The 19,023-nt window shown below is 72.3% G+C and carries 15 protein-coding genes; 2 read left to right on the top strand and 13 right to left on the bottom strand.

Translation table 11 applies throughout. The features are described from left to right. The 11 genes from AOK22_RS40315 to AOK22_RS31970 all read right to left on the bottom strand — a co-directional run. The coding region (locus AOK22_RS40315) for an ADP-ribosylglycohydrolase family protein (RefSeq protein ID WP_167357907.1) at nt 1-177 on the bottom strand (177 nt) is incomplete at its 3' end. Next, nucleotides 174-899, bottom strand: coding sequence for an NUDIX hydrolase (locus AOK22_RS32015; protein WP_055702218.1), 726 nt, complete (start codon nt 897-899; stop codon nt 174-176). The genes AOK22_RS32015 and AOK22_RS40315, both read right to left, overlap by 4 nt. Nucleotides 900-1,047: 148 nt before the next feature. Further along, nucleotides 1,048-2,172 (bottom strand): pseudouridine synthase, encoded by a 1,125-nt coding sequence (locus tag AOK22_RS32010; RefSeq protein WP_055702217.1) that lies wholly within the window; start codon nt 2,170-2,172, stop codon nt 1,048-1,050. A 10-nt stretch (nt 2,173-2,182) separates the two neighbouring features. Then, on the bottom strand, nt 2,183-2,839 hold the full coding sequence (gene scpB / locus AOK22_RS32005; protein WP_055702216.1) for an SMC-Scp complex subunit ScpB: 657 nt from the start codon (nt 2,837-2,839) through the stop codon (nt 2,183-2,185). Next, nucleotides 2,836-3,867, bottom strand: coding sequence for a segregation and condensation protein A (locus AOK22_RS32000; RefSeq protein ID WP_079036958.1), 1,032 nt, complete (start codon nt 3,865-3,867; stop codon nt 2,836-2,838). The genes scpB and AOK22_RS32000 overlap by 4 nt, the downstream gene beginning before the upstream one ends. An 18-nt stretch (nt 3,868-3,885) precedes the next feature. Beyond that, the gene (locus tag AOK22_RS31995) at nt 3,886-4,485 is read right to left on the bottom strand and encodes a hypothetical protein (RefSeq protein ID WP_079036957.1); all 600 of its coding nucleotides are present in this window, start codon (nt 4,483-4,485) and stop codon (nt 3,886-3,888) included. Continuing rightward, nucleotides 4,470-5,642 (bottom strand): ParA family protein, encoded by a 1,173-nt coding sequence (locus AOK22_RS31990; RefSeq protein WP_079036956.1) that lies wholly within the window; start codon nt 5,640-5,642, stop codon nt 4,470-4,472. Before AOK22_RS31990 ends, AOK22_RS31995 begins: the two co-directional genes overlap by 16 nt. A 347-nt stretch (nt 5,643-5,989) precedes the next feature. Next, entirely contained in the window at nt 5,990-7,105 is a 1,116-nt protein-coding gene (gene ald / locus AOK22_RS31985) for an alanine dehydrogenase (RefSeq protein WP_055702213.1), read from the bottom strand. 145 nt (nt 7,106-7,250) lie between these two features. Further along, nucleotides 7,251-9,344 (bottom strand): tetratricopeptide repeat protein, encoded by a 2,094-nt coding sequence (locus AOK22_RS31980; protein WP_079036955.1) that lies wholly within the window; start codon nt 9,342-9,344, stop codon nt 7,251-7,253. Nucleotides 9,345-9,514: 170 nt separating this feature from the next. After that, a complete protein-coding gene (locus AOK22_RS31975) occupies nt 9,515-10,141 on the bottom strand; it encodes an NUDIX domain-containing protein (RefSeq protein ID WP_055702212.1) in 627 nt (208 codons plus the stop codon). An 86-nt stretch (nt 10,142-10,227) separates the two neighbouring features. Next, nucleotides 10,228-11,889: a CTP synthase gene (locus AOK22_RS31970; protein WP_055702211.1), complete on the bottom strand. Its 1,662-nt coding sequence runs from the start codon at nt 11,887-11,889 to the stop codon at nt 10,228-10,230. A 444-nt stretch (nt 11,890-12,333) separates the two neighbouring features. On the opposite strand from AOK22_RS31970, the gene AOK22_RS31965 reads away from it, so the two are divergent. Further along, a complete protein-coding gene (locus tag AOK22_RS31965) occupies nt 12,334-14,145 on the top strand; it encodes a glycoside hydrolase family 15 protein (protein WP_055702210.1) in 1,812 nt (603 codons plus the stop codon). Here AOK22_RS31965 and AOK22_RS31960 read toward each other — a convergent pair. Next, nucleotides 14,142-15,668, bottom strand: coding sequence for an APC family permease (locus AOK22_RS31960; protein ID WP_055702209.1), 1,527 nt, complete (start codon nt 15,666-15,668; stop codon nt 14,142-14,144). The two genes, AOK22_RS31965 and AOK22_RS31960, sit on opposite strands and share 4 nt — an antisense overlap. Before the next feature lie 161 nt (nt 15,669-15,829). Between AOK22_RS31960 and AOK22_RS31955 the strand changes: the two genes are divergently transcribed. After that, entirely contained in the window at nt 15,830-17,488 is a 1,659-nt protein-coding gene (locus AOK22_RS31955) for a PucR family transcriptional regulator (protein ID WP_055702208.1), read from the top strand. A 1-nt stretch (nt 17,489) separates the two neighbouring features. Here AOK22_RS31955 and AOK22_RS31950 read toward each other — a convergent pair whose 3' ends face one another. Beyond that, entirely contained in the window at nt 17,490-18,626 is a 1,137-nt protein-coding gene (locus tag AOK22_RS31950; protein ID WP_055702207.1) for a glycosyltransferase family 4 protein, read from the bottom strand. Nucleotides 18,627-19,023 lie beyond the last annotated feature (397 nt).

Here is a 19,023-nt window from a genome sequence, read left to right as displayed (position 1 = left end):
GCACAGGGCGAGCGTCATCTGCGTGTCGTCCGTGACGATCGCCGGCCGCGGCAGTTCCATCTCCCGCCAGGGCCCGCACTTGGTGAGGATCGACGGGACGTCGTTGAACTCGGTCGGGAAGCCGAGCGCGTCCCCGAGGGCGAGCCCCATCAGGGATCCGGTGGCGGCGCGCTTCATGGGGTGGGTCCTTCCGGGGTGGGCCGGAGCAGCGGCGGGTGCAGGGCGGTGGCGGTGCCGGCCCGGAAGAGGGCCGCGGGCTTGCCGCGCCCGCCGGTCAGGCGCGCGGCGCCGGGGATCGCCTCGACGAGCCCGGCCGTGCCGACGACCTTGCGCCGGAAGTTGGCGGGGTCGAGCTCGGCGCCCCACACCGCCTCGTAGACCTGGCGCAGCTCGCCGAGCGTGAACTCGGGGGCGCAGAAGGCGGTGGCGAGCCCGGTGTACTCGAGCTTGGCGCCGACCCGGTCGTGGGCGTCGGCGAGGATCCGGTCGTGGTCGAAGGCGAGCGGCCGGTAGGTCGTCGGGCTGTAGGGCAGCCAGGCCGCGCGGGCCGCGTCGCCGCCCCCGCGGACCTCGGGCGGATCGGGCACGAGCGCGGCGAAGGAGACGGAGACGACCCGCATGCGCGGATCGCGGTCCGGTTCGCTGTAGGTGCGCACCTGCTCCAGGTGGAGCCGGCCGACGTCCGCGATCCCGGTCTCCTCGGCCAGCTCGCGCGCGGCGGCCCGCTCGGCCGACTCGTCGGGGAGCACGAAGCCGCCGGGCAGTGCCCAGCGTCCGGCGTACGGCTCCTGGCCGCGCTCGACGAGCAGGACGTGCAGCGCGCCGTCGCGGATGGTGAACACGGCCAGATCGACGGTGACGGCGAAGGGCTCGAAGGCGTGTTTGTCGTATCCCTGCATGCGCGATCACCCCCCTCTCTTTATGGTCCAGTTGACTATAAAGAGAGGGGGGTGACCCACGCAAGGGGTGCCGTCGCACGGAGGCCGACTTTCGGAAGTCGGCCTCCGGGAGCCCGGCTCCTCGGCGGCCGGGCTCCGGGAGAGGCTCCTAGAGGTCGACCTCCTGCATCAGCATGCCGACCTCGGTGTTGGACAGCCGGCGCAGCCAGCCGGACTTCTGGTCGCCCAGCGTGATCGGCCCGAAGGCCACCCGCACCAGCTTGTCGACCGGGAAGCCCGCCTCGGCGAGCATGCGCCGCACGATGTGCTTGCGGCCCTCGTGCAGCGTGACCTCGACCAGGTAGTTCTTGCCGGTCTGCTCGACGACGCGGAAGTGGTCCGCGCGGGCGTACCCGTCCTCCAGCTGGATGCCGTCCTTGAGCTGCTTGCCCAGGTCGCGCGGGATCGGGCCCACGATGTGCGCGAGGTAGACCTTCTTCACGCCGTACTTGGGGTGCGTCAGGCGGTGCGCCAGCTCGCCGTGGTTGGTGAGCAGGATGACGCCCTCGGTCTCGGTGTCGAGCCGTCCCACGTGGAAGAGCCGCGTCTCGCGGTTGGTCACGTAGTCGCCGAGGCACTGGCGGCCCTCGGTGTCCTCCATGGTGGAGACGACACCGGCGGGCTTGTTCAGCGAGAAGAACTGGTACGACTGGGTCGCCACGGTCAGGCCGTCGACCTTGATCTCGTCCTTCTCGGGGTCGACGCGCAGGCCCTGCTCCAGGACGATCTCGCCGTTGACCTCGACGCGGGCCTCGTCGACCAGCTCCTCGCAGGCGCGCCGCGAGCCGTAACCGGCGCGGGCGAGCACCTTCTGGAGCCGCTCGCCCTCCTGCTCGGCGCCGGGGAAGGTCTTGGGGAGCCTGACGTCCTTCTTGCCCGCGTACCGCTCGCGGTTGCGCTCCTCGGCCCGCGTCTCGTACTCACGCGAACGCGAGGGGGCCGTGCGGCCGCCGGACTGCTGACCGCGCCGCGGACCGCCCTTGGCACCGCCGCGCGCCGAGGCGCCGCGGCCCGACTTCGGGCCGTCCTGGGTGCCGCCGGGGCCCACGTCGTAGCGCCGCTCCTCCGGACGCGGCTTCTTCGGACGGCCGCCGCCGCCCTGCTTGTCGTCGCGGTTGTTGCCGGCCCCGCGGTAGTTACCGCGGCCGCCGCCGTTCCCGCCGCGGCCGCCGCTGTTGCCACCACGGCTCCCGCCGTTGTTTCCGCTGCTGTTCCTGCCGCTGCTGCTTCGCATCAAATTTCCGTTAGTCGGCTGTGTGCTCGGTGTACTCGGCACCCGGCGCATCGGGCGCGTCCGGGTCGAACGACGGAACCCCTTCCAGCGTGTCCGCCTCGATCGCGTCCGCCTCGGGGAGGAAGGGCGCGAGCTCGGGGAGCTCGTCCAGGCCGCGCAGGCCCATCCGCTCCAGGAAGTAGTTCGTCGTCCTGTACAGGATCGCACCTGTTTCGGGTTCCGCGCCCGCCTCCTCCACCAGTCCCCTCTGCAGGAGCGTGCGCATCACGCCGTCGCAGTTGACCCCGCGCACCGCGGAGACCCGGGAGCGGCTGACCGGCTGGCGGTACGCGACGACCGCGAGGGTCTCCAGGGCCGCCTGGGTGAGCCGGGCCTGCTGCCCGTCCAGGACGAAGCCCTCCACGGCGGCCGCGTACTCGGGCCGCGTGTAGAACCGCCAGCCGCCCGCCACGAGCCGCAGCTCGAAGCCCCGCTTCTGCACGGTGTACTCGTCGGCGAGCTCCCGCAGCGCGTCGGCGACCTGACGCCGGGGCCGCTGCAGGATCTTCGCGAGGTGCTCCTCGGTGGCCGGCTCGTCGACCACCATCAGGACGGCCTCCAGCGCGGGCCGCAGTGCGAGCTCCGCGACGGCACCGGCGAGATCGCCCGCCGGGCTCTGCGCACTCATGCCTTCTCCTCGTCCTTCGCCGGCTCGGGGGCCCGGTCGAACTCGTCGGTCACGGTCGGCTCCTCGTCGCCGTCGCCGCCGGTCCACCGCACCATCAGCTCGCCCAGGGGGTCCTCCTGGTCCAGGGCGACGGCCTTCTCGCGGTACAGCTCCAGGAGCGCCAGGAAGCGGGCGACGACGGTGAGGGTGTCCTCCCCCACGTCCTCCACGAGCACCCGGAAGCTCAGCTCGCCCCGCTCCCGCAGCCGCGCCACCACGACGGCGGCCTGCTCGCGCACGGAGACGAGCGGGGCGTGGATGTGGTCGACGTACACCTGCGGCTTCGCGCGCGGCTGCATCGCCTTGACGGCGAGCTTGGCGAATCCTTCCGCCCCGATGCTGATGACGACCTCGGGCAGCAGCTCGGCGTGGTGGGGCTCCAGGCCCACGGTCCGCGGATAGCGCCGCGCCTCCTCGTCGAGCCGCCCGCTGAAGATGTCCGCGATCCGCTTGTACGCGCGGTACTGCAGCAGCCGCGCGAACAGCAGGTCACGGGCTTCCAGCAGCGCCAGGTCGGCCTCGTCCTCCACCTCGGCGGCGGGCAGCAGCCGGGCCGCCTTCAGGTCGAGCAGGGTCGCCGCGACCACGAGGAACTCGGTCGCCTGGTCCAGGTCCCAGTCGGATCCCATGGCCCGGATGTGCGCCATGAACTCGTCGGTCACCTTGGACAGCGCGACCTCGGTGACGTCCAGCTTGTGCTTGGAGATGAGCTGCAGCAGCAGATCGAAGGGGCCCTCGAAGTTCGCAAGGCGAACCTTGAACCGCCCGTCACCGGGGTCGACCGGGGGCTCTACGGAGTCGCTGCCGCGGTTGTGGGCAGGCGTTCCGCACGGCGGAACGGGTGGGCACAACCGCCCACGGTCCGCAGAAGACGAACCGGCCTCGACCACAGGCTGCGCCTCCGGCTCCGTAGGAGCCGCCCCGGGGCCGCGCCCCAGGGCGCGGCGCCGAGAAACGGGGGACGGTACGGAGTCATCGTTCAGGCGCATCGCCAGTGAACGCTACCTCTACCGCCCGCGAAGCCGCCGCACGAGAATGCTCGCGTCCCCACGGGACTCCAGATCGGCGAGCACGACGGCGACCGCCTCCCGCACGATCCGCCCGCGGTCCACCGCGAGCCCGTGCTCGCCGCGCAGCACGAGCCGCGCGTGTTCGAGGTCCATCAGCTCCTCGGCGGAGACGTACACGGTGATCTTCTCGTCGTGCCGTTCCCGCCCGCTGGGCCGCCGGTTCGCGGCCCGTGCCCGCCGCCGCGCCTGCGCGGTCGAGGACCCGCCGGACTTCCCGGAGCCCTGGTTGGCCGAACCTTCCTGCGCCCCGGCCGGTCGGCGTCCCGCGCCCTTCTCGCCCTCGGCGGCGGCCGCCGCCCGGCTGCGCGACTCGGCGCCCGACTCGGCGTCCGTGGCCGCGTGTTCGGCGGGCTCGCCGCCGTCGCCCTGCGCCGCCGCGTCCTCGGCCGAGGCGGCGGTCTCGTCGCTCTCGCCCGCGGGCGCGGGCACCCTCGCCTCGCCGTTCGCCTGGCGGCGCGGCGACGACGACTGGAGCGCCATCCCCCCGGTCGTACGGAACAGTTCGTCGGCCCCGGGCAGACTCACTCGGCGTGACACCGGGCGAGCACCTCCCTGGCGAGCTGGCGATAGGCTGCCGCGCCCACCGAGTTGGACGCGTACGTCGTGATCGGCTCACCGGCGACCGTGGTCTCCGGGAAGCGGACCGTCCGCCCGATGACCGTGTGGTAGACGTGGTCGTCGAAGGCCTCGACCACGCGCGCGAGCACCTCACGGCTGTGCACCGTGCGGGAGTCGTACATGGTCGCGAGGATGCCGTCGAGCTCCAGGTCGGGGTTGAGCCGCTCCTGGACCTTCTCGATGGTCTCGGTCAGCAGGGCCACACCGCGCAGCGCGAAGAACTCGCACTCCAGCGGCACGATCACCTTGTGAGCGGCCGTCAGGGCGTTCACGGTGAGCAGGCCGAGCGAGGGCTGACAGTCGATCACGATGTAGTCGTAGTCCTGCATCAGCGGCTTGAGCGCCCGCTGCAGGGTGGACTCGCGCGCGACCTCGCTCACCAGCTGCACTTCGGCGGCCGAGAGGTCGATGTTGCTGGGCAGCAGGTCCATGTTCGGGACCGCCGTCTTCAGGAGCACCTCGTCCGCGGACATGCCGCGTTCCATGAGGAGGTTGTAGACCGTCAGGTCCAGCTCCATCGGGTTGACCCCGAGGCCCACGGAGAGGGCGCCCTGCGGGTCGAAGTCGACGAGCAGGACACGGCGTCCGTACTCCGCGAGGGCCGCCCCGAGGTTGATGGTCGACGTCGTCTTGCCGACGCCGCCCTTCTGGTTGCACATCGCGATGATCTTCGCCGGACCGTGGTCGGTCAGCGGTCCCGGGATCGGGAAGTACGGCAGCGGGCGCCCCGTCGGGCCGATGCGCTCGCGGCGCTGACGGGCGGCGTCCGGCGCGAGCGTGGCCGCGTACTCCGGGTCGGGCTCGTACTCGGCGTCGGGGTCGTAGAAGTGCCCCTGGGGCAGTTCCTCGTAGTCGGCGAGGTGGGTGTGGGTGTCATCGCCACTCCGGTCGCCGGCCATGGCGTTCACGTGATGGCCATCCATGCTCTGGGGTACTGGCTGTGTCGGCTGGGGGATCTGCCGGGCTTCGAAGGTGCGGACAGCGACGGAGCCGACGGCCTCGAGCCCCACGGGTCCTTGGCCCCGCTCAGACGTTCCTGGTTGACCACCCCCGGGAGCAAATGTCGACTCATTCACAAGTCGTCTTACCTCCTTGGTGACCAGGAAATTTCTCGATAGGTCAGCGTGGCACCATGCCGACGGTTGGCGACTCTATGGCGTGTCACCGGTCCACAGCAACACAATCCGCCGGACCGGACCCGATGTGTCGGCAAAGGAACACCCTGATGTCAAGGGCGTATGGCGTGCCGTCGGCACGTTTCAGGGGTGGGCGAAACGGTTAAAGGGTTACGTTCAAGGCCAGTTGAGCATGTCCGCACCGATACGCATACGGCCGGACCCCTCTCAAGGTCCGGCCGCTGGCGTGAGATTGACGACTTTCGTTGACGAAAGTGTCGGAGACCGACCGGAGTCGGTCACCCGGGTCAGCCGAGGAGCGACTCCAGCTCGACGTGCTCGAGACCGTGGGCCTCGGCGACCTCCTTGTAAACGACCTTGCCGTCATGGGTGTTGAGACCCAGGGCGAGCGCCGGGTCGCGGCGCAGGGCCTCGACCCAGCCGCGGTTCGCCAGCTCGACGATGTACGGCATCGTCGCGTTGGTCAGCGCATAGGTCGAGGTGTTGGGCACCGCGCCGGGCATGTTGGCGACGCAGTAGAAGACCGAGCCGTGGACCGGGAAGGTCGGCTCGGCGTGCGTGGTGGCGTGCGAGTCCTCGAAGCAGCCGCCCTGGTCGATCGCGATGTCGACAAGGACACTTCCGGGCTTCATGCGCGAGACGAGCTCGTTGGTGACGAGCTTCGGGGCCTTGGCGCCCGGGATGAGGACGGCACCGATGACGAGGTCGGCCTCCAGGCAGGCCTTCTCCAGCTCGAAGGCGTTGGAGACGACGGTCTGGATCTTCGTGCCGAAGATCTTGTCGGCTTCCTTGAGCTTGTTGATGTCCTTGTCGAGCAGGGTCACGTGGAAGCCCATGCCGATGGCGATCTGCGCGGCGTTCCAGCCGGAGACGCCGCCGCCGATGACGACGGCCTTGCCCGCGGCCACGCCCGGGACGCCGCCCGGCAGGACGCCGCGGCCGCCGTTGGCGGCCATCAGGTGGTAGGCGCCGACCTGCGGGGCCAGGCGGCCCGCGACCTCGGACATCGGGGCGAGCAGCGGGAGCGCGCGGTTCGCGGTCTCCACCGTCTCGTACGCGATGGCGGTCGTGCCCGACTCCAGGAGCGCGTCCGTGCACTCCTTGGAGGCGGCCAGGTGCAGGTAGGTGAAGAGCGTCTGGTCCTTGCGGAGGCGGTGGTACTCCTCGGCGATGGGCTCCTTGACCTTCAGGAGCAGGTCGGCGGTGGCCCAGACCTCGTCGGCGGTGTCCAGGATCTTGGCACCGGCCGAGACGTACTCGGCGTCCGTGATCGAGGAGCCGACGCCGGCGTTCCGCTCGATGACGACCTGGTGGCCGTGGCGCACCAGCTCGTGCACACCGGCGGGGGTGATGGCCACCCGGAACTCGTTGTTCTTGACCTCGCGGGGGATGCCGACCTTCATCGTCGATCACGGTCCTTGGCTCAGGGGATGTTTCGGGCAATGCGTTACAGACCGGTGCACACGAGGGCGCAGCGGGGGACACCACGGAAGTGCGCGGCGGAGCCAGTCTAATGAAGGATTTCTCGCTGTCTAGCCTTTCAATACTTCAATCTTCTGCGGATGCGCTACGGATTTCGTAGGCGGAAGGCTGTGCTCCACCGTTCGATTCAAGCCTCGCGTCCTCCGGGAGCTCCGCTCCCAGCATGCGCTCGGCCGCGCCCCGGTGCAGCCGGGCCGCCGCCGGGTCGCCCAGCCGCTCCAGGGTGTCCGCGAGCCGGAGCTGCAGCGCGGCCTGCAGGCGTACGTCCTTGGCGTGCCGCGCCCACTCGACGGCGTCCTGGCAGGTGCGCAGGGATTCCTCGGGCCGTCCCGCGTACTCCTGCACGCGCGCCATCTCGCTCAACGCCCGCGCCTGGGCGGCCACATCGCCGTTCTTGCGGTGGCCGGTGACCGCCGAGCTCCAGCTGCGCAGCGCCTCCCCGTAGCGCCCCGCGTAGGTGTGCACGGTGCCGATCCGGCCGTAGAGGCGGGCCGCGTCGGTGCGCTCGCCGCGGGCCAGCCGCTGGGCGAGCGCCCGCCCGAACCAGTCCGCGGCCCGCTGCCAGTCCCCCAGCTCCTGGTAGGCACCGCCTACGGATTCCATCGCGCGTCCGGTGGCGTACGGATCCGCGGCCTCGCGCCCCGCGTCCAGCGCCGCCCGGTAACGCGCCAGCGCGTCCTGCGTCCGGCCCGTCCGCGCGTCCAGGTCCGCGAGGTTCAGGAGCGCGGCGGCCCGCTCGCGCGGCAGGTCCCGCCGCTCGGCCACGTCCAGGACCAGACGGTGGATGCCGTACAGCTCCGGCGCCGCGTCCTCGGTGCCGCGGTGCGCGACCAGCGCCCGGGTCAGGGCCGCCATCAGGCGCCGCGCGAGGGTGTCCAGCTCGCCGTCGGCGACCGCGAGACGGGCGGCGGCGAGCAGGGCGGGCTGCCGGATCCGCAGCCACTCGGCTGCCGCGCGGGGACTGGGGAAGCGCAGCGCGCGCGGCAGCCCGGCGAGCTTCTTGCGGGCGGCCGAGCCGTCGGGCTCCGTGATCGCCCGGCAGGACTGCAGCAGACGCACGGTCCGCTCCAGCATCCGGGCCCTGGCCAGCTGGACCTCGGCCGGCCGGTCCTGGCTCTCGGTGCGGGCCCGCAGGAGCGGCACCAGGCACCCCGGCACCTCGTACTGCGGGAGCGGCGAGGCGACGGCCCGCACGAGCCCGAGCCCGACGAAGTCGTCGAGCGTGGCGCGGGCCGCGGAGACCGAGCAGCCCGCGAGGGCGGACGCGGTGTGCGGGTCGACGTGGCCGGCCGGGGCGAGGGAGAGGAATCGCAGTATCCGCGCGGCGGGCGCGGGCAGTGAGGCGTAGGTGTGGGCGAAGACACGGGCGAGGGCCGAGCCCTCGTCGGGCAGGTCGTACACCTGCTTGGCCAGGTCGGCGACGGCGGCCTTGGGCCGTGCCGCGAGCCAGCCCCCGGCGAGCACGAGGGTGGCCGGATGCGCCTGGCACGCCTCGACCAGGGACTCCGCCGAGCGCGGGTCGACGGTGATGCGCACGGGTCCCGCGGCGCGGGCCAGCAGCTCCACGGCGGCCGGCTTGTCCAGGCCGCCGAGCGTGCACGGCCGCACGTCGGGGATGCCGGTGAGCGGCCCCTCGGAGACGGCGACGACCAGACAGTCGGGGGTGTCCGGGAGGAGCGGGTCGACCTGCTCGGCGTCGGCGGCGTCGTCGAGGACGAGCAGGGCGCGCCGGTCCTTGAGGGCGCCCCTGAGCGCCTCGGTGAGGTGGTCCTCGTCGGCTCCGGGCGGCGCGGGCACGTCCAGGGCGTCGAGCAGTTCGCGGGCGGTGCGCTCCGTGGGGACCGGGGCGCCGTCGGGCTCGGTGAGCCGGGCGCGCAGCACTCCGTCGGGGTAGTCGTCCGCGAGCTGCCGGGCGAGTTCCTCGGCGAGCGCGGTACGGCCGGAGCCGGGCCGGCCCGCGACGAGCAGGACACGCGCGCGAGGCGCCTTGCGGCCCGACAGGGTGTCCAGTCCGGCCCGGTCGATGTCGGCCCGGAGCTCTTTCAACTCCCGGCGCCTGCCGACGAACTGATTCTTCGTCGGCTCCAGCGCGGCACCCGCCGGCGACGGCACGGCGCCGCCCGCCGCCGCACCGTCCGTGTCGACCGCCTGATCCGTCACGGGCCACGCTCCCGTCCCTGCGCACGAACCCGCCGGGACTCCGGTCGGGACGCTTTCAGAGCCTAGTTCAGGCCCCGCGGCGCTCCCGGTTGCGCGGCACGCACAAGTCGCCCGATCGGATCAGTGGATCGTCATATCGGAACGTGGTGAAGGGCCTGCCCGGGGCGGGCCTACGCCTCGAAGGGGCGGGCCGGCCAGGGCGCCTCGGCCGGGCGCAGCGCGTCGAGGCCGTCGCCCTTGAGCGCCGCGTACAGCGAGAGGACGCCGACCACCAGGCAGTTGTTGTGCAGTTCCCCCGCGAGGACACCGCGCACGAGCTCCTCCAGCGGGACGCGCTGGAGCTCCATGTCGGCCTCCTCCTCGGAGACCTCGAACCGCTCCCCCTCGGCCTCGGCCAGGTCGCGGGCCAGGAAGACGCGCACGGCCTCGTCGCAGCCGCCCGGGGTGGTGTAGACGTCGGTGAGGACGCGCCAGTCCTCGGCCTTGACGTGCGCCTCCTCGTAGAGCTCGCGCTGGGCGGCGTGCAGGGGGTTCTCGCCGGGGACGTCGAGCAGGCCCGCGGGGATCTCCCAGAGCTTGTGGCGGACGGGGTGGCGGTACTGGCGGATGACCAGGACGCGGCCCGCGTCGTCCAGCGCGAGGACGGCCACCGAGCCGGGGTGGACCTGGTAGTCGCGGTGGGCGACGGACCCGTCGGGCATGACGACGCCGTCGACGCGCACGGAGGTCTTGTTGCCGACGAACGGGGTCCGCGTCTCCGTGATCCGCCACTCCTCGGCGGTGTCCTTGATCGTCATGTCGCGCTGTCCTCCCACACGTGCAAACAGGAACCGGGGTGCGTGTCGTGGAAGACACGCACCCCGGCAACCGTATCGCTCTGGTGTTACTTGCCCTGCTTGCCGCCCGTCTTGCGCTCGACGGCGGCCTTCACGAGACCGGCGAAGAGCGGGTGCGGACGGGTCGGACGGGACCGCAGCTCCGGGTGCGCCTGGGTGGCGACCAGGTAGGGGTGCACCTCGCGCGGGTACTCGACGTACTCGACGAGCTTGCCGTCCGGGGAGGTGCCGGAGAACTGCAGACCGGCCTTCTTCTCCAGCTCGGCGCGGTAGGAGTTGTTCACCTCGTAGCGGTGGCGGTGGCGCTCCTCGACGTACTCCTTGCCGTCGTACACCTCGCGCGCGATGGAGCCCTCGGCCAGCTTGGCCGGGTACATGCCCAGGCGCATGGTGCCGCCCATGTCGCCCTCGCCCGCGACGATGTCGAGCTGCTCGGCCATGGTGGAGATCACCGGGTGGGCGGTGGCGGCGTCGAACTCGGTGGAGTTGGCGTCCGGGATGTCCGCGAGGTTGCGGGCGGCCTCGATGACGATGCACTGCAGGCCGAGGCAGATGCCGAGCAGCGGCACCTTGTTCTCGCGGGCGTACTGGATGGCGCCGATCTTGCCGTTCACACCGCGGTCGCCGAAGCCGCCGGGGATGAGGATCGCGTCGACGTCGCCGAGCTGCTTCTTGGCGCCCGCCGGGGTCTTGCAGTCGTCCGAGGTGACCCACTTGACCTTGACGCGGGCCTTGTTGGCGAAGCCGCCGGCGCGCATGGCCTCGGTGATCGAGAGGTAGGCGTCGGGCAGGTCGATGTACTTGCCGACCAGCGCGACGGTGACCTCGTGCTTCGGGTTGTGCACGCGGTCCAGCAGGTCGTCCCACTGGGTCCAGTCGACGTCGCGGAAGGGCAGGTCGAGCTTGCGCACCACGTAGGCGTCGAGGCCCTCGGTGTGCAGGACCTTCGGGATGTCGTAGATCGACTTGGCGTCGATGGCGGCGACCACGGCGGCCTCGTCGACGTCGCACATCAGCGAGATCTTGCGCTTGATGGCGGTGGGCACCTCGCGGTCGGCGCGCAGCACGATCGCGTCGGGCTGGATGCCGATGTTGCGCAGCGCGGCCACGGAGTGCTGGGTCGGCTTGGTCTTCAGCTCGCCGGAGGGGCCGATGTAGGGCAGCAGCGAGATGTGCACGACGAAGACGTTGTCGCGGCCGACCTCGTGGCGGACCTGGCGGACGGTCTCCAGGAACGGCAGGGACTCGATGTCGCCGACCGTGCCGCCGACCTCCGTGATGACCACGTCGACGTCGTCGGTGGCCATGCGGCGGATGCGGTGCTTGATCTCGTTGGTGATGTGCGGGATGACCTGGACGGTGTCGCCGAGGTACTCGCCGCGCCGCTCCTTGGCGATCACCTGGGAGTAGACCTGGCCGGTGGTCACGTTCGCCGAACCGTCGAGGTCGACGTCGAGGAAGCGCTCATAGTGGCCGATGTCCAGGTCGGTCTCGGCGCCGTCGTTCGTGACGAACACCTCGCCGTGCTGGAACGGGTTCATCGTGCCCGGGTCGACGTTCAGGTACGGGTCGAGCTTCTGCATCGTGACCCGCAGACCCCGCGCCTTGAGCAGCGCGCCCAGGCTGGAGGCGGTCAGCCCCTTGCCGAGGGAGGACGCGACACCCCCGGTGACGAAGATGTGCTTGGTCGTCGTGGACTTGGGCTGCATGGCCAAGAGGGGGCTCCCGTGGTCGCGGTCTGGAGGTGCGTACCGGCGCCCTCACCAGGGATTCGGGGGAGGTGCCGTCGCTGCGGTTCGGGGGTTCTAGGACCACCGGCTCACGGGCTACCAGGGTATCAGCGACGCGGCGAGGCTGCTTCCGGCCACGCTCCGCCACCGGGCGCACACAACACCGTCACGGCACGCGCACACCCCTCGTGTCCCCGGGCGCACCACCTCTCACCTGGCGCTCACCCGTTCGGCGGAGCCTCGTTGCCAAGAGGGGCGCACAGATCACTAGGGTGCGTCGTATCCTGCTCGGACACTCGCTGCCGAGCCCCATCCGGCACACGGCATCACCCCGCCTTGCACCCGGAACTAGCGCTCGTCAACGATCACTTGACCGCTGACCAGTAAGCGCCCCGCGGGGCGAACGTGGCCGTTCGACTGGAGATGCACGTGGCCGGGCGCATCGAGGACTACGCACTCATCGGAGACATGCAGACCGCTGCCCTGGTCTGCCGGGACGGCACAGTCGACTGGCTGTGCCTGCCCCGCTTCGACTCCCACGCCGTATTCGCCGGCCTGTTGGGCACCGAGGAGCACGGCTTCTGGCGCCTTGGGCCCGCACACAGCCCGGAGGCGCAGCCGCCGGCTGCCGCGCGCCGCACCTATCGCGGCGACTCCCTGGTGCTCGAATCCGAGTGGGACACCTCACGCGGCACCGTCCGCGTGATCGATTTCATGCCGCCGCGCGACACCGACGCCCCGCAGCTGGTGCGGATCGTCGAGGGCGTCAGCGGCCGGGTGCCGATGCGCTCGGCCCTGCGCATGCGGTTCAGCTACGGCCGTGTGGTGCCCTGGGTGCACAAGGTCGACGGGCGCACGGTGGCCGTCGCGGGCCCCGACTCCGTATGGCTGGACACGTCCGCCGAGACCTTCGGCAAGGACCTCACCACCTACTCGGACTTCACCGTGGCGCCGGGTGACCGGATCGCGTTCACGATCTCGTGGCAGCCCTCGCACAAGGAGCCGCCCGCGCTGCCCGAGCCGGAGGCGGCGCTCACCGCCACGGAGACGTTCTGGCGGGAGTGGGTCGAGCACTGTACGTACCACGGCCCCTACCGGGAGGCCGTGGTCCGCTCGCTGATCACGCTGAAGGCGCTCACCTACGCGCCGACCGGCGGGATCGTCGCGGCGCCCACCACCTCGCTGCCCGAGGACATCGGGGGCTCGCGCAACTGGGACTACCGCTTCACCTGGCTGCGCGACGCCGCCATCACGCTCTCCTCGCTGCTGCGCACCGGCTACCGCGAGGAGGCCCGCGCCTGGCGCGAGTGGCTCCTGCGGGCGGTCGCGGGCGACCCGGACAACCTGCAGATCATGTACGGCATCGCGGGCGAGCGCGAGCTCGGCGAGACCGAGCTCGACTGGCTGCCCGGGTACGAGGACTCCCGGCCGGTCCGGGCGGGCAACGGCGCCGCGCACCAGCTCCAGCTGGACGTGTACGGCGAGGTCACCGAGGCCCTCCACCTGGCGCACATGACGGGCCTGGCCCGCAACGACTACGCCTCGCTGCTCCAGCTCAAGCTGATCCGCTACCTGGAGGACCACTGGGACGAGCCGGACGAGGGCATCTGGGAGGTGCGCGGCCCGCGCCGCCACTTCGTGCACTCCAAGGTGATGGCCTGGGTCGCGGTGGACCGCACCATCAAGCTCATCGAGTCCGGCGACGCGGACGGCCCGCTGGAGAAGTGGCGCGACCTGCGCGACGACATCCACCGGGACGTGTGCGAGAAGGGCTACGACAAGGAGCGGAACACCTTCACGCAGTCGTACGGCTCCAAGGAGCTGGACGCCTCGCTGCTCCTGATCCCGCAGATGGGCTTCCTGCCGCCGGACGACAAGCGCGTCATCGGCACCATCGAGGCGATCCAGCGCGAGCTGTCCACGCCCGACGGGTTCATCCTGCGCTACCCGACCTCCGGTGACGACGCGGGCGTGGACGGCCTGGAGGGCGACGAGGGCGCGTTCCTTGCCTGCTCGTTCTGGATGGCCGACGACCTGGCGATGATCGGGCGGGTCGACGAGGCCCGCAAGCTCTTCGAGAAGCTCCTCGCGCTCCGCAACGACCTGGGACTGCTCGCCGAGGAGTGGGACCCCCGCCTGCAGCGCCAGGTCGGCAACTTCCCGCAGGCGTTCAGCCACGTGCCGCTGATCGACACGGCACTGCGGCTGACCGCTTCGGGGGCGTACGGCGGCTAGGGCTCCGCTCCGTCCCGGACGGCGACGGGCCTCGGCCCGTCGCCGTCCGCGCGTTCGGCCGCGTCCTCCAGGACGATCCGGCCGATGATCTCGTAGCGGTGCGGGTGCCTGGCCCGCAGGTACAGGCCGAGCGCGAGGCCGCCGAAGAAGACCAGGCCGACGATCCACGGGATGGCCTCGAAGAAGAGCGAGTCGGCCGCCGCGCCCGCCGCGGTGTCCATGTTGACGACCAGGAGCACGACGACGGCGATCATGCCGATGCCGCCGAGCAGCGGGGCGAGCAGGGTCCTGAACCAGTGCCGGTCCTCGGGGTGGTGGCGCCGGAAGTAGCCGATCACGGCGAAGGAGCACAGGGTCTGCACGAGGAGGATGGCCATCGTGCCGAGAATCGCGAGCAGCGTGTAGAGATCGGCGTACGGGTCCTGTCCGGTGGCCCAGAAGGCGCCCACCAGGACGACGGCGATCACGGACTGGACGAACGAGGCGACGTAGGGCGAGCCGTGGCCGGGGTGGGTGCGGCCGAGCGCGGGGTGCAGGAAGCCCTCGCGTCCGACGGCGTACAGATAGCGCGACGCGCACTGGTGGAAGGCCATGCCGCAGGCGAAGGAGCCCGTGATGAGCAGCCACTGGAAGGCGTCGACCGCCCAGGCGCCGATGAAGGTGCGCGCCGGGTCGAAGAAGAGGTCGAGAGGGCCGGTGGACCGGGAGACCTCCACCGCGCCCGACAGGCCGTTGCCGGCGATGGTCATCCACGACACGTAGATGTAGAAGAGGCCCACGCCGACGACCGAGACGAGGGTGGCGCGCGGGATGACGCGCTTGGGGTCGCGGGACTCCTCGCCGTACATGGCGGTCGACTCGAAGCCGACCCAGGACCAGAAGGCGAAGAACAGGCCGAGCCCGGCGGAGGTGCCGGTGAAGGCGTTCCTGGGGTCGACGGGCTCGACGGGGATGCCGTCGGGGCCGCCGCCGTGGATCAGGACGGCCGTGGCCACCGCGAAGAGGACGGCGATCTCCGCGACGAGCATCACGCCGAGCGCCTTGGCCGTGAGGTTGATGTCGAAGTAGGCGAGGACGGCCGTGACGGCGAGCATCCCGGCCGCGTACACGATCCACGGGACGTCCGCGCCGAGCTGGTCGAGGACGGTGGTGCGGGCGAAGTACGCGAAGACCCCGACGATCGACGCCTCGAAGACGATGTACGCGAGGACGGCGAGCATCCCCGACGCCATGCCGGCGATGCGGCCGAGGCCGTGCGAGATGTAGCCGTAGAAGGCGCCCGCGGCGGTGATCCGCCTGGCCATGGCGACGTACCCGACGGAGAAGACCGTCAGGACGAGCGTGGCGAAGAGGTACCCGGCGGGCGCTCCGGTGCCGTTGCCCGCGCCGACGGCGATCGGGAGGTTGCCGGTCATGGCCGTGATGGGCGCGGCCGTGGCGACCGCCATGAAGACCACGCCCACGAGGCCGACGGAGTTCGCCTTGAGGCGGTGGACCTCGGGTGTGCTTGATTGCTCTGCCATGGCGGGCACCCTGCCGTCGAGTGACGTACGCCACAAGTGACAAGGGGTCACGCAATCGCCGCGCGGGGGCGACGAGTTGTCGGCCCCGGCGGACTGCCGTACCACGGCCGCCACAGGACCGGGATGTGCCGGGACCGCGCGGCCCCGGTAGCGTCCGCGCCATGGACAGTCACGGCACCCAGGGCCCGCAGGGCACCACCACTCAGGGCGGCATCACCGTGCAGCGGGCGCTGGAGCTGCCGGGGCTGCGCGGTGGGCTCCCCGAGGTCGTCGCGGGCGCGGAGCGGCTCCAGCGGACCGTGCGCTGGGTGCACGCGGGCGAGGTGCCCAACATCGCCTCGCTGCTCAAGGGCGGCGAGCTGCTCCTGACCACCGGGCTCGGGCTCGGCACCCGCCCCGCCGAGCAGCGCGCCTTCGTGCGCAAGCTCGCCGAGCGGGGCATCGCGGCGCTCGTCGTCGAGCTGGGGCCGCGCTTCGCCCGGCTGCCCGCCGCGCTCGTGGAGACGGCGCGCGCGGCCGGGCTCCCGCTGGTGCAGCTGCACCGCGAGGTGCCGTTCGTGACGGTCACCGAAGAGGTGCACACCGAGATCGTCAACGGCCACTACGCGCTGTTGCAGCGGGCCGAGGAGGTGCACAGGCGCTGCACGGAGGCGCTGCTCGGCGGGGGCGGCATCCCCCAGGTCCTCGGCATCCTCGCGGAGTTCAGCGGCAACCCGGTGTTCCTGGAGACGGCGGACGGGCAGCTTCTGTACGCCGCCGGGGCGGACACCGAGTGCGCGGACCCGCTCCAGGTGTGGGAGGGCCTGCGGGGCCGCGCCGCCGACCGGGAGGGCCCGCCCGCGAGCGCGGTCATCGTCGACGTGCCGGGCGGCGGCCCCGGCGCGGGCTCGGTACGGGCCCGTCTGGTGCTGCTCGCCGTGGAGTCGGCGCCGCTGCCGGTGCACCGCATCGCGGCGGAGCGGGCGGCGGGCAGCCTCGCGGTGGTCCTGATGCAGGCCCGTCAGGAGGAGGAGCTCGCGGCGCGCGGCCGGGGCGACTTCCTCACCGACCTCGCCGAGGGCCGGATCACCGCCGAGGACGCCCCCGCGCAGGCCCGCGTCCTCGGCTTCAAGCCGGGCTCGACGGACGGCCCGCTGCTGCCGGTGGTGATGCGGACAGCGGACGGGCTGCCGACCGGCGGCGGCTGGGCGGTGCTGGCGCGCGCGGTCGCGGAGGAGCTGGCGTCGGTGGGGGTGCCCGCGCTGCTCGGCGTACGTCCCGTGGAGGGCCGGGTGCCGCTGCTGCTCGGCCTGCGGTCGGAGTCGGAGCGGACCGCGGTGGCCGACCGGGTGGCGGCCGCGCTGCGCGCGGGCGTCGAGCGGGCCGGGATGCGGCGGCCCGGGTCGCAGCCGCCGGTCGTGGTGGTCGGGGTCGCGGGCGGCTGGGCGGCGGCGTCGGCGGGGCTGCGGCACGCGGCGGAGACGGCGACGGCCGCGCAGGGCCTGTCCGACCGCCCCTGGTACGACGCGCGGCGCCTGGACATCGACCTGCTGCTGTGGCGGCTGCGCGACCACCCCGACCTGGCGGCGTTCGTGGACCGCGCGATCGGCCCGCTGCGCGCCCACGACGACCGCTCCAAGCCGCCGCTGCTGCCGACGCTCCAGACGTATCTGGCGCACGCGGGCCGCAAGGCGGAGACGGCACGCGAGCTGCACCTGAACCGCCAGACGCTGTACAACCGCCTGGCCCGCATCAGCGAACTCCTCGGGACGGACCTGGACGACCCGCAGACGGTGCTCGCGCTGAGCCTGGCGCTGCGGGCCCGCAGGCACGTGCCGTAGTTCAGCTGTACGCCTGCGGCTGGGTCAACTCGTCGTAGACGCTGAGGACTTGGGTGACGGTCTCGTCCTCGGTCGGCCACGTGGCGGCCTGGAGCTGTCCCTGGTCCTTCAGCTGGGCGCGGCGCACCGGGTCGGCGAGGAGGCGTACGACGGCGATGGCGAGGGCGTGCGCGTCGCCGTAGGGGACGAGTTCGGCCGCGTCGCCGACCAGTTCGGGAACACCGCCGACCGCGGTCGCCACGAGCGGCACGCGCGCGTGCAGGGCCTCCTGGGCCAGGACGGAGCGGGACTCCCAGCTGCTGGGCAGCACGGCGAGGTCGGCGGCCGCGAGGAGTTCGGGCACGTCGTCGCGGCGCCCCACCAGACGGGCGGGGAGCTGCTCGTCCTCGATGCGCCGTTGCAGAGCGGCCCGCTCGGGCCCCTCGCCCGCGACGACGAGCAGGGGCAGCGGGTCGAGATGGCGCCAGGCGCGCGTGGCGTCCAGGAGGACGTCGTAGCCGCGGTGCCGTTCGAGGGCGCCGACGGCGAGGATCAACGGGCGGTCGACGGCGCCGAGTTCGGCGCGGGCCTTGTGCAGGAGGCGGTCGGGCTCCTCGATGGCCTCCTGGCGGCGCGGCGCGGGCAGGGCGACGGCCGCGAGGCGGGCGTCGCGCGCTCCCCTGCTGCGGGCCCGGTCGACGAGGTCGGAGGAGGTGCCGAGGACCACGGCGGCGGCCTTGGCGACGCGTCGCTCCAGCAGGTGCAGGACGCGGGCGCGGGCGCCTTCCGCGTGGGCGCGGGTGTGCCAGGTGACGACGAGCGGGGTGCGGCGGCCGGTGAGGGCGACGGAGGCGCGCAGGGCGGCGTGCAGTCCGTGCGCGTGGACGAGGTCGGCGTCGGCGCAGGCGGCGCGGAGCGCGGCCACGGAGGCGGGGTCGCCGCTACGGGGGACGGGGACGTGGCGGGCGCCGGTGCCGGTGAAGTCGTAGGCGCGGGCGGCCTCGTCGGGGGCGCACACGGTGACCCGGACGCCCCGGGCGGCGAGGCCGGCGGCCAGCGACCGGACGTGCGCGCTGCTGCCCGCGCTGCCGCCGCCGAGGACCTGGACGGTGTGCAGCGGCGTCTGTCCGTGCGGCGAGTGGCTGCTCACGTGGCTCACGTGGCCGGGGCTCCTGGGTCTGCGTCGGTCGGTGCTCGGACGGGTCTCGGGCAGATGCTGCGCCAAGGATGCCAGTCCGCACGGGCGTTCCGGCACCGCCGAAAGGTCACTTCCGTATGTGAATGGGCAACTCCTCGGCCGGGATCACCCAACCGGGTGAGGCTTGCGAGGTTTGTGCGCCAAAACGCGACGACGTCGCCGTGCCCGAGGCCTCCGCCCCTCTCCCCTGCGCCGAGCCCACCGCCTCCCCGCACCGGGCGTGCCGCCCCCTTCACCACCACCCACCACAATCCGGCTGCGCCGGGGCGGGTGCCTCCTTTATCGCCCCTCGGCACCGTGGGCTGTGCCCACCCGTTCCGCCCTGCGGAACGCCTGCCCACAGCAGAGACGGCCCGCA

This window comes from Streptomyces silaceus, assembly GCF_001419745.1.
Taxonomy (GTDB): domain Bacteria; phylum Actinomycetota; class Actinomycetes; order Streptomycetales; family Streptomycetaceae; genus Streptomyces; species Streptomyces silaceus.
The sequence above is the reverse complement of the archived record's forward strand: the minus strand, read 5'-3'. Positions and strand labels throughout refer to the sequence as shown.

Coding starts and splice junctions, on each gene's coding strand:
- AOK22_RS31970 (WP_055702211.1), bottom strand. CDS start 11,889: ATGCAGCCCAAGTCCACGACGACCAAGCACATCTTCGTCACCGGGGGT.
- AOK22_RS31955 (WP_055702208.1), top strand. CDS start 15,830: ATGGACAGTCACGGCACCCAGGGCCCGCAGGGCACCACCACTCAGGGC.
- AOK22_RS31965 (WP_055702210.1), top strand. CDS start 12,334: ATGCACGTGGCCGGGCGCATCGAGGACTACGCACTCATCGGAGACATG.
- AOK22_RS32015 (WP_055702218.1), bottom strand. CDS start 899: ATGCAGGGATACGACAAACACGCCTTCGAGCCCTTCGCCGTCACCGTC.
- AOK22_RS32000 (WP_079036958.1), bottom strand. CDS start 3,867: ATGCGCCTGAACGATGACTCCGTACCGTCCCCCGTTTCTCGGCGCCGC.
- AOK22_RS32010 (WP_055702217.1), bottom strand. CDS start 2,172: ATGCGAAGCAGCAGCGGCAGGAACAGCAGCGGAAACAACGGCGGGAGC.
- AOK22_RS31975 (WP_055702212.1), bottom strand. CDS start 10,141: ATGACGATCAAGGACACCGCCGAGGAGTGGCGGATCACGGAGACGCGG.
- AOK22_RS31960 (WP_055702209.1), bottom strand. CDS start 15,668: ATGGCAGAGCAATCAAGCACACCCGAGGTCCACCGCCTCAAGGCGAAC.
- ald (WP_055702213.1), bottom strand. CDS start 7,105: ATGAAGGTCGGCATCCCCCGCGAGGTCAAGAACAACGAGTTCCGGGTG.
- scpB (WP_055702216.1), bottom strand. CDS start 2,839: ATGAGTGCGCAGAGCCCGGCGGGCGATCTCGCCGGTGCCGTCGCGGAG.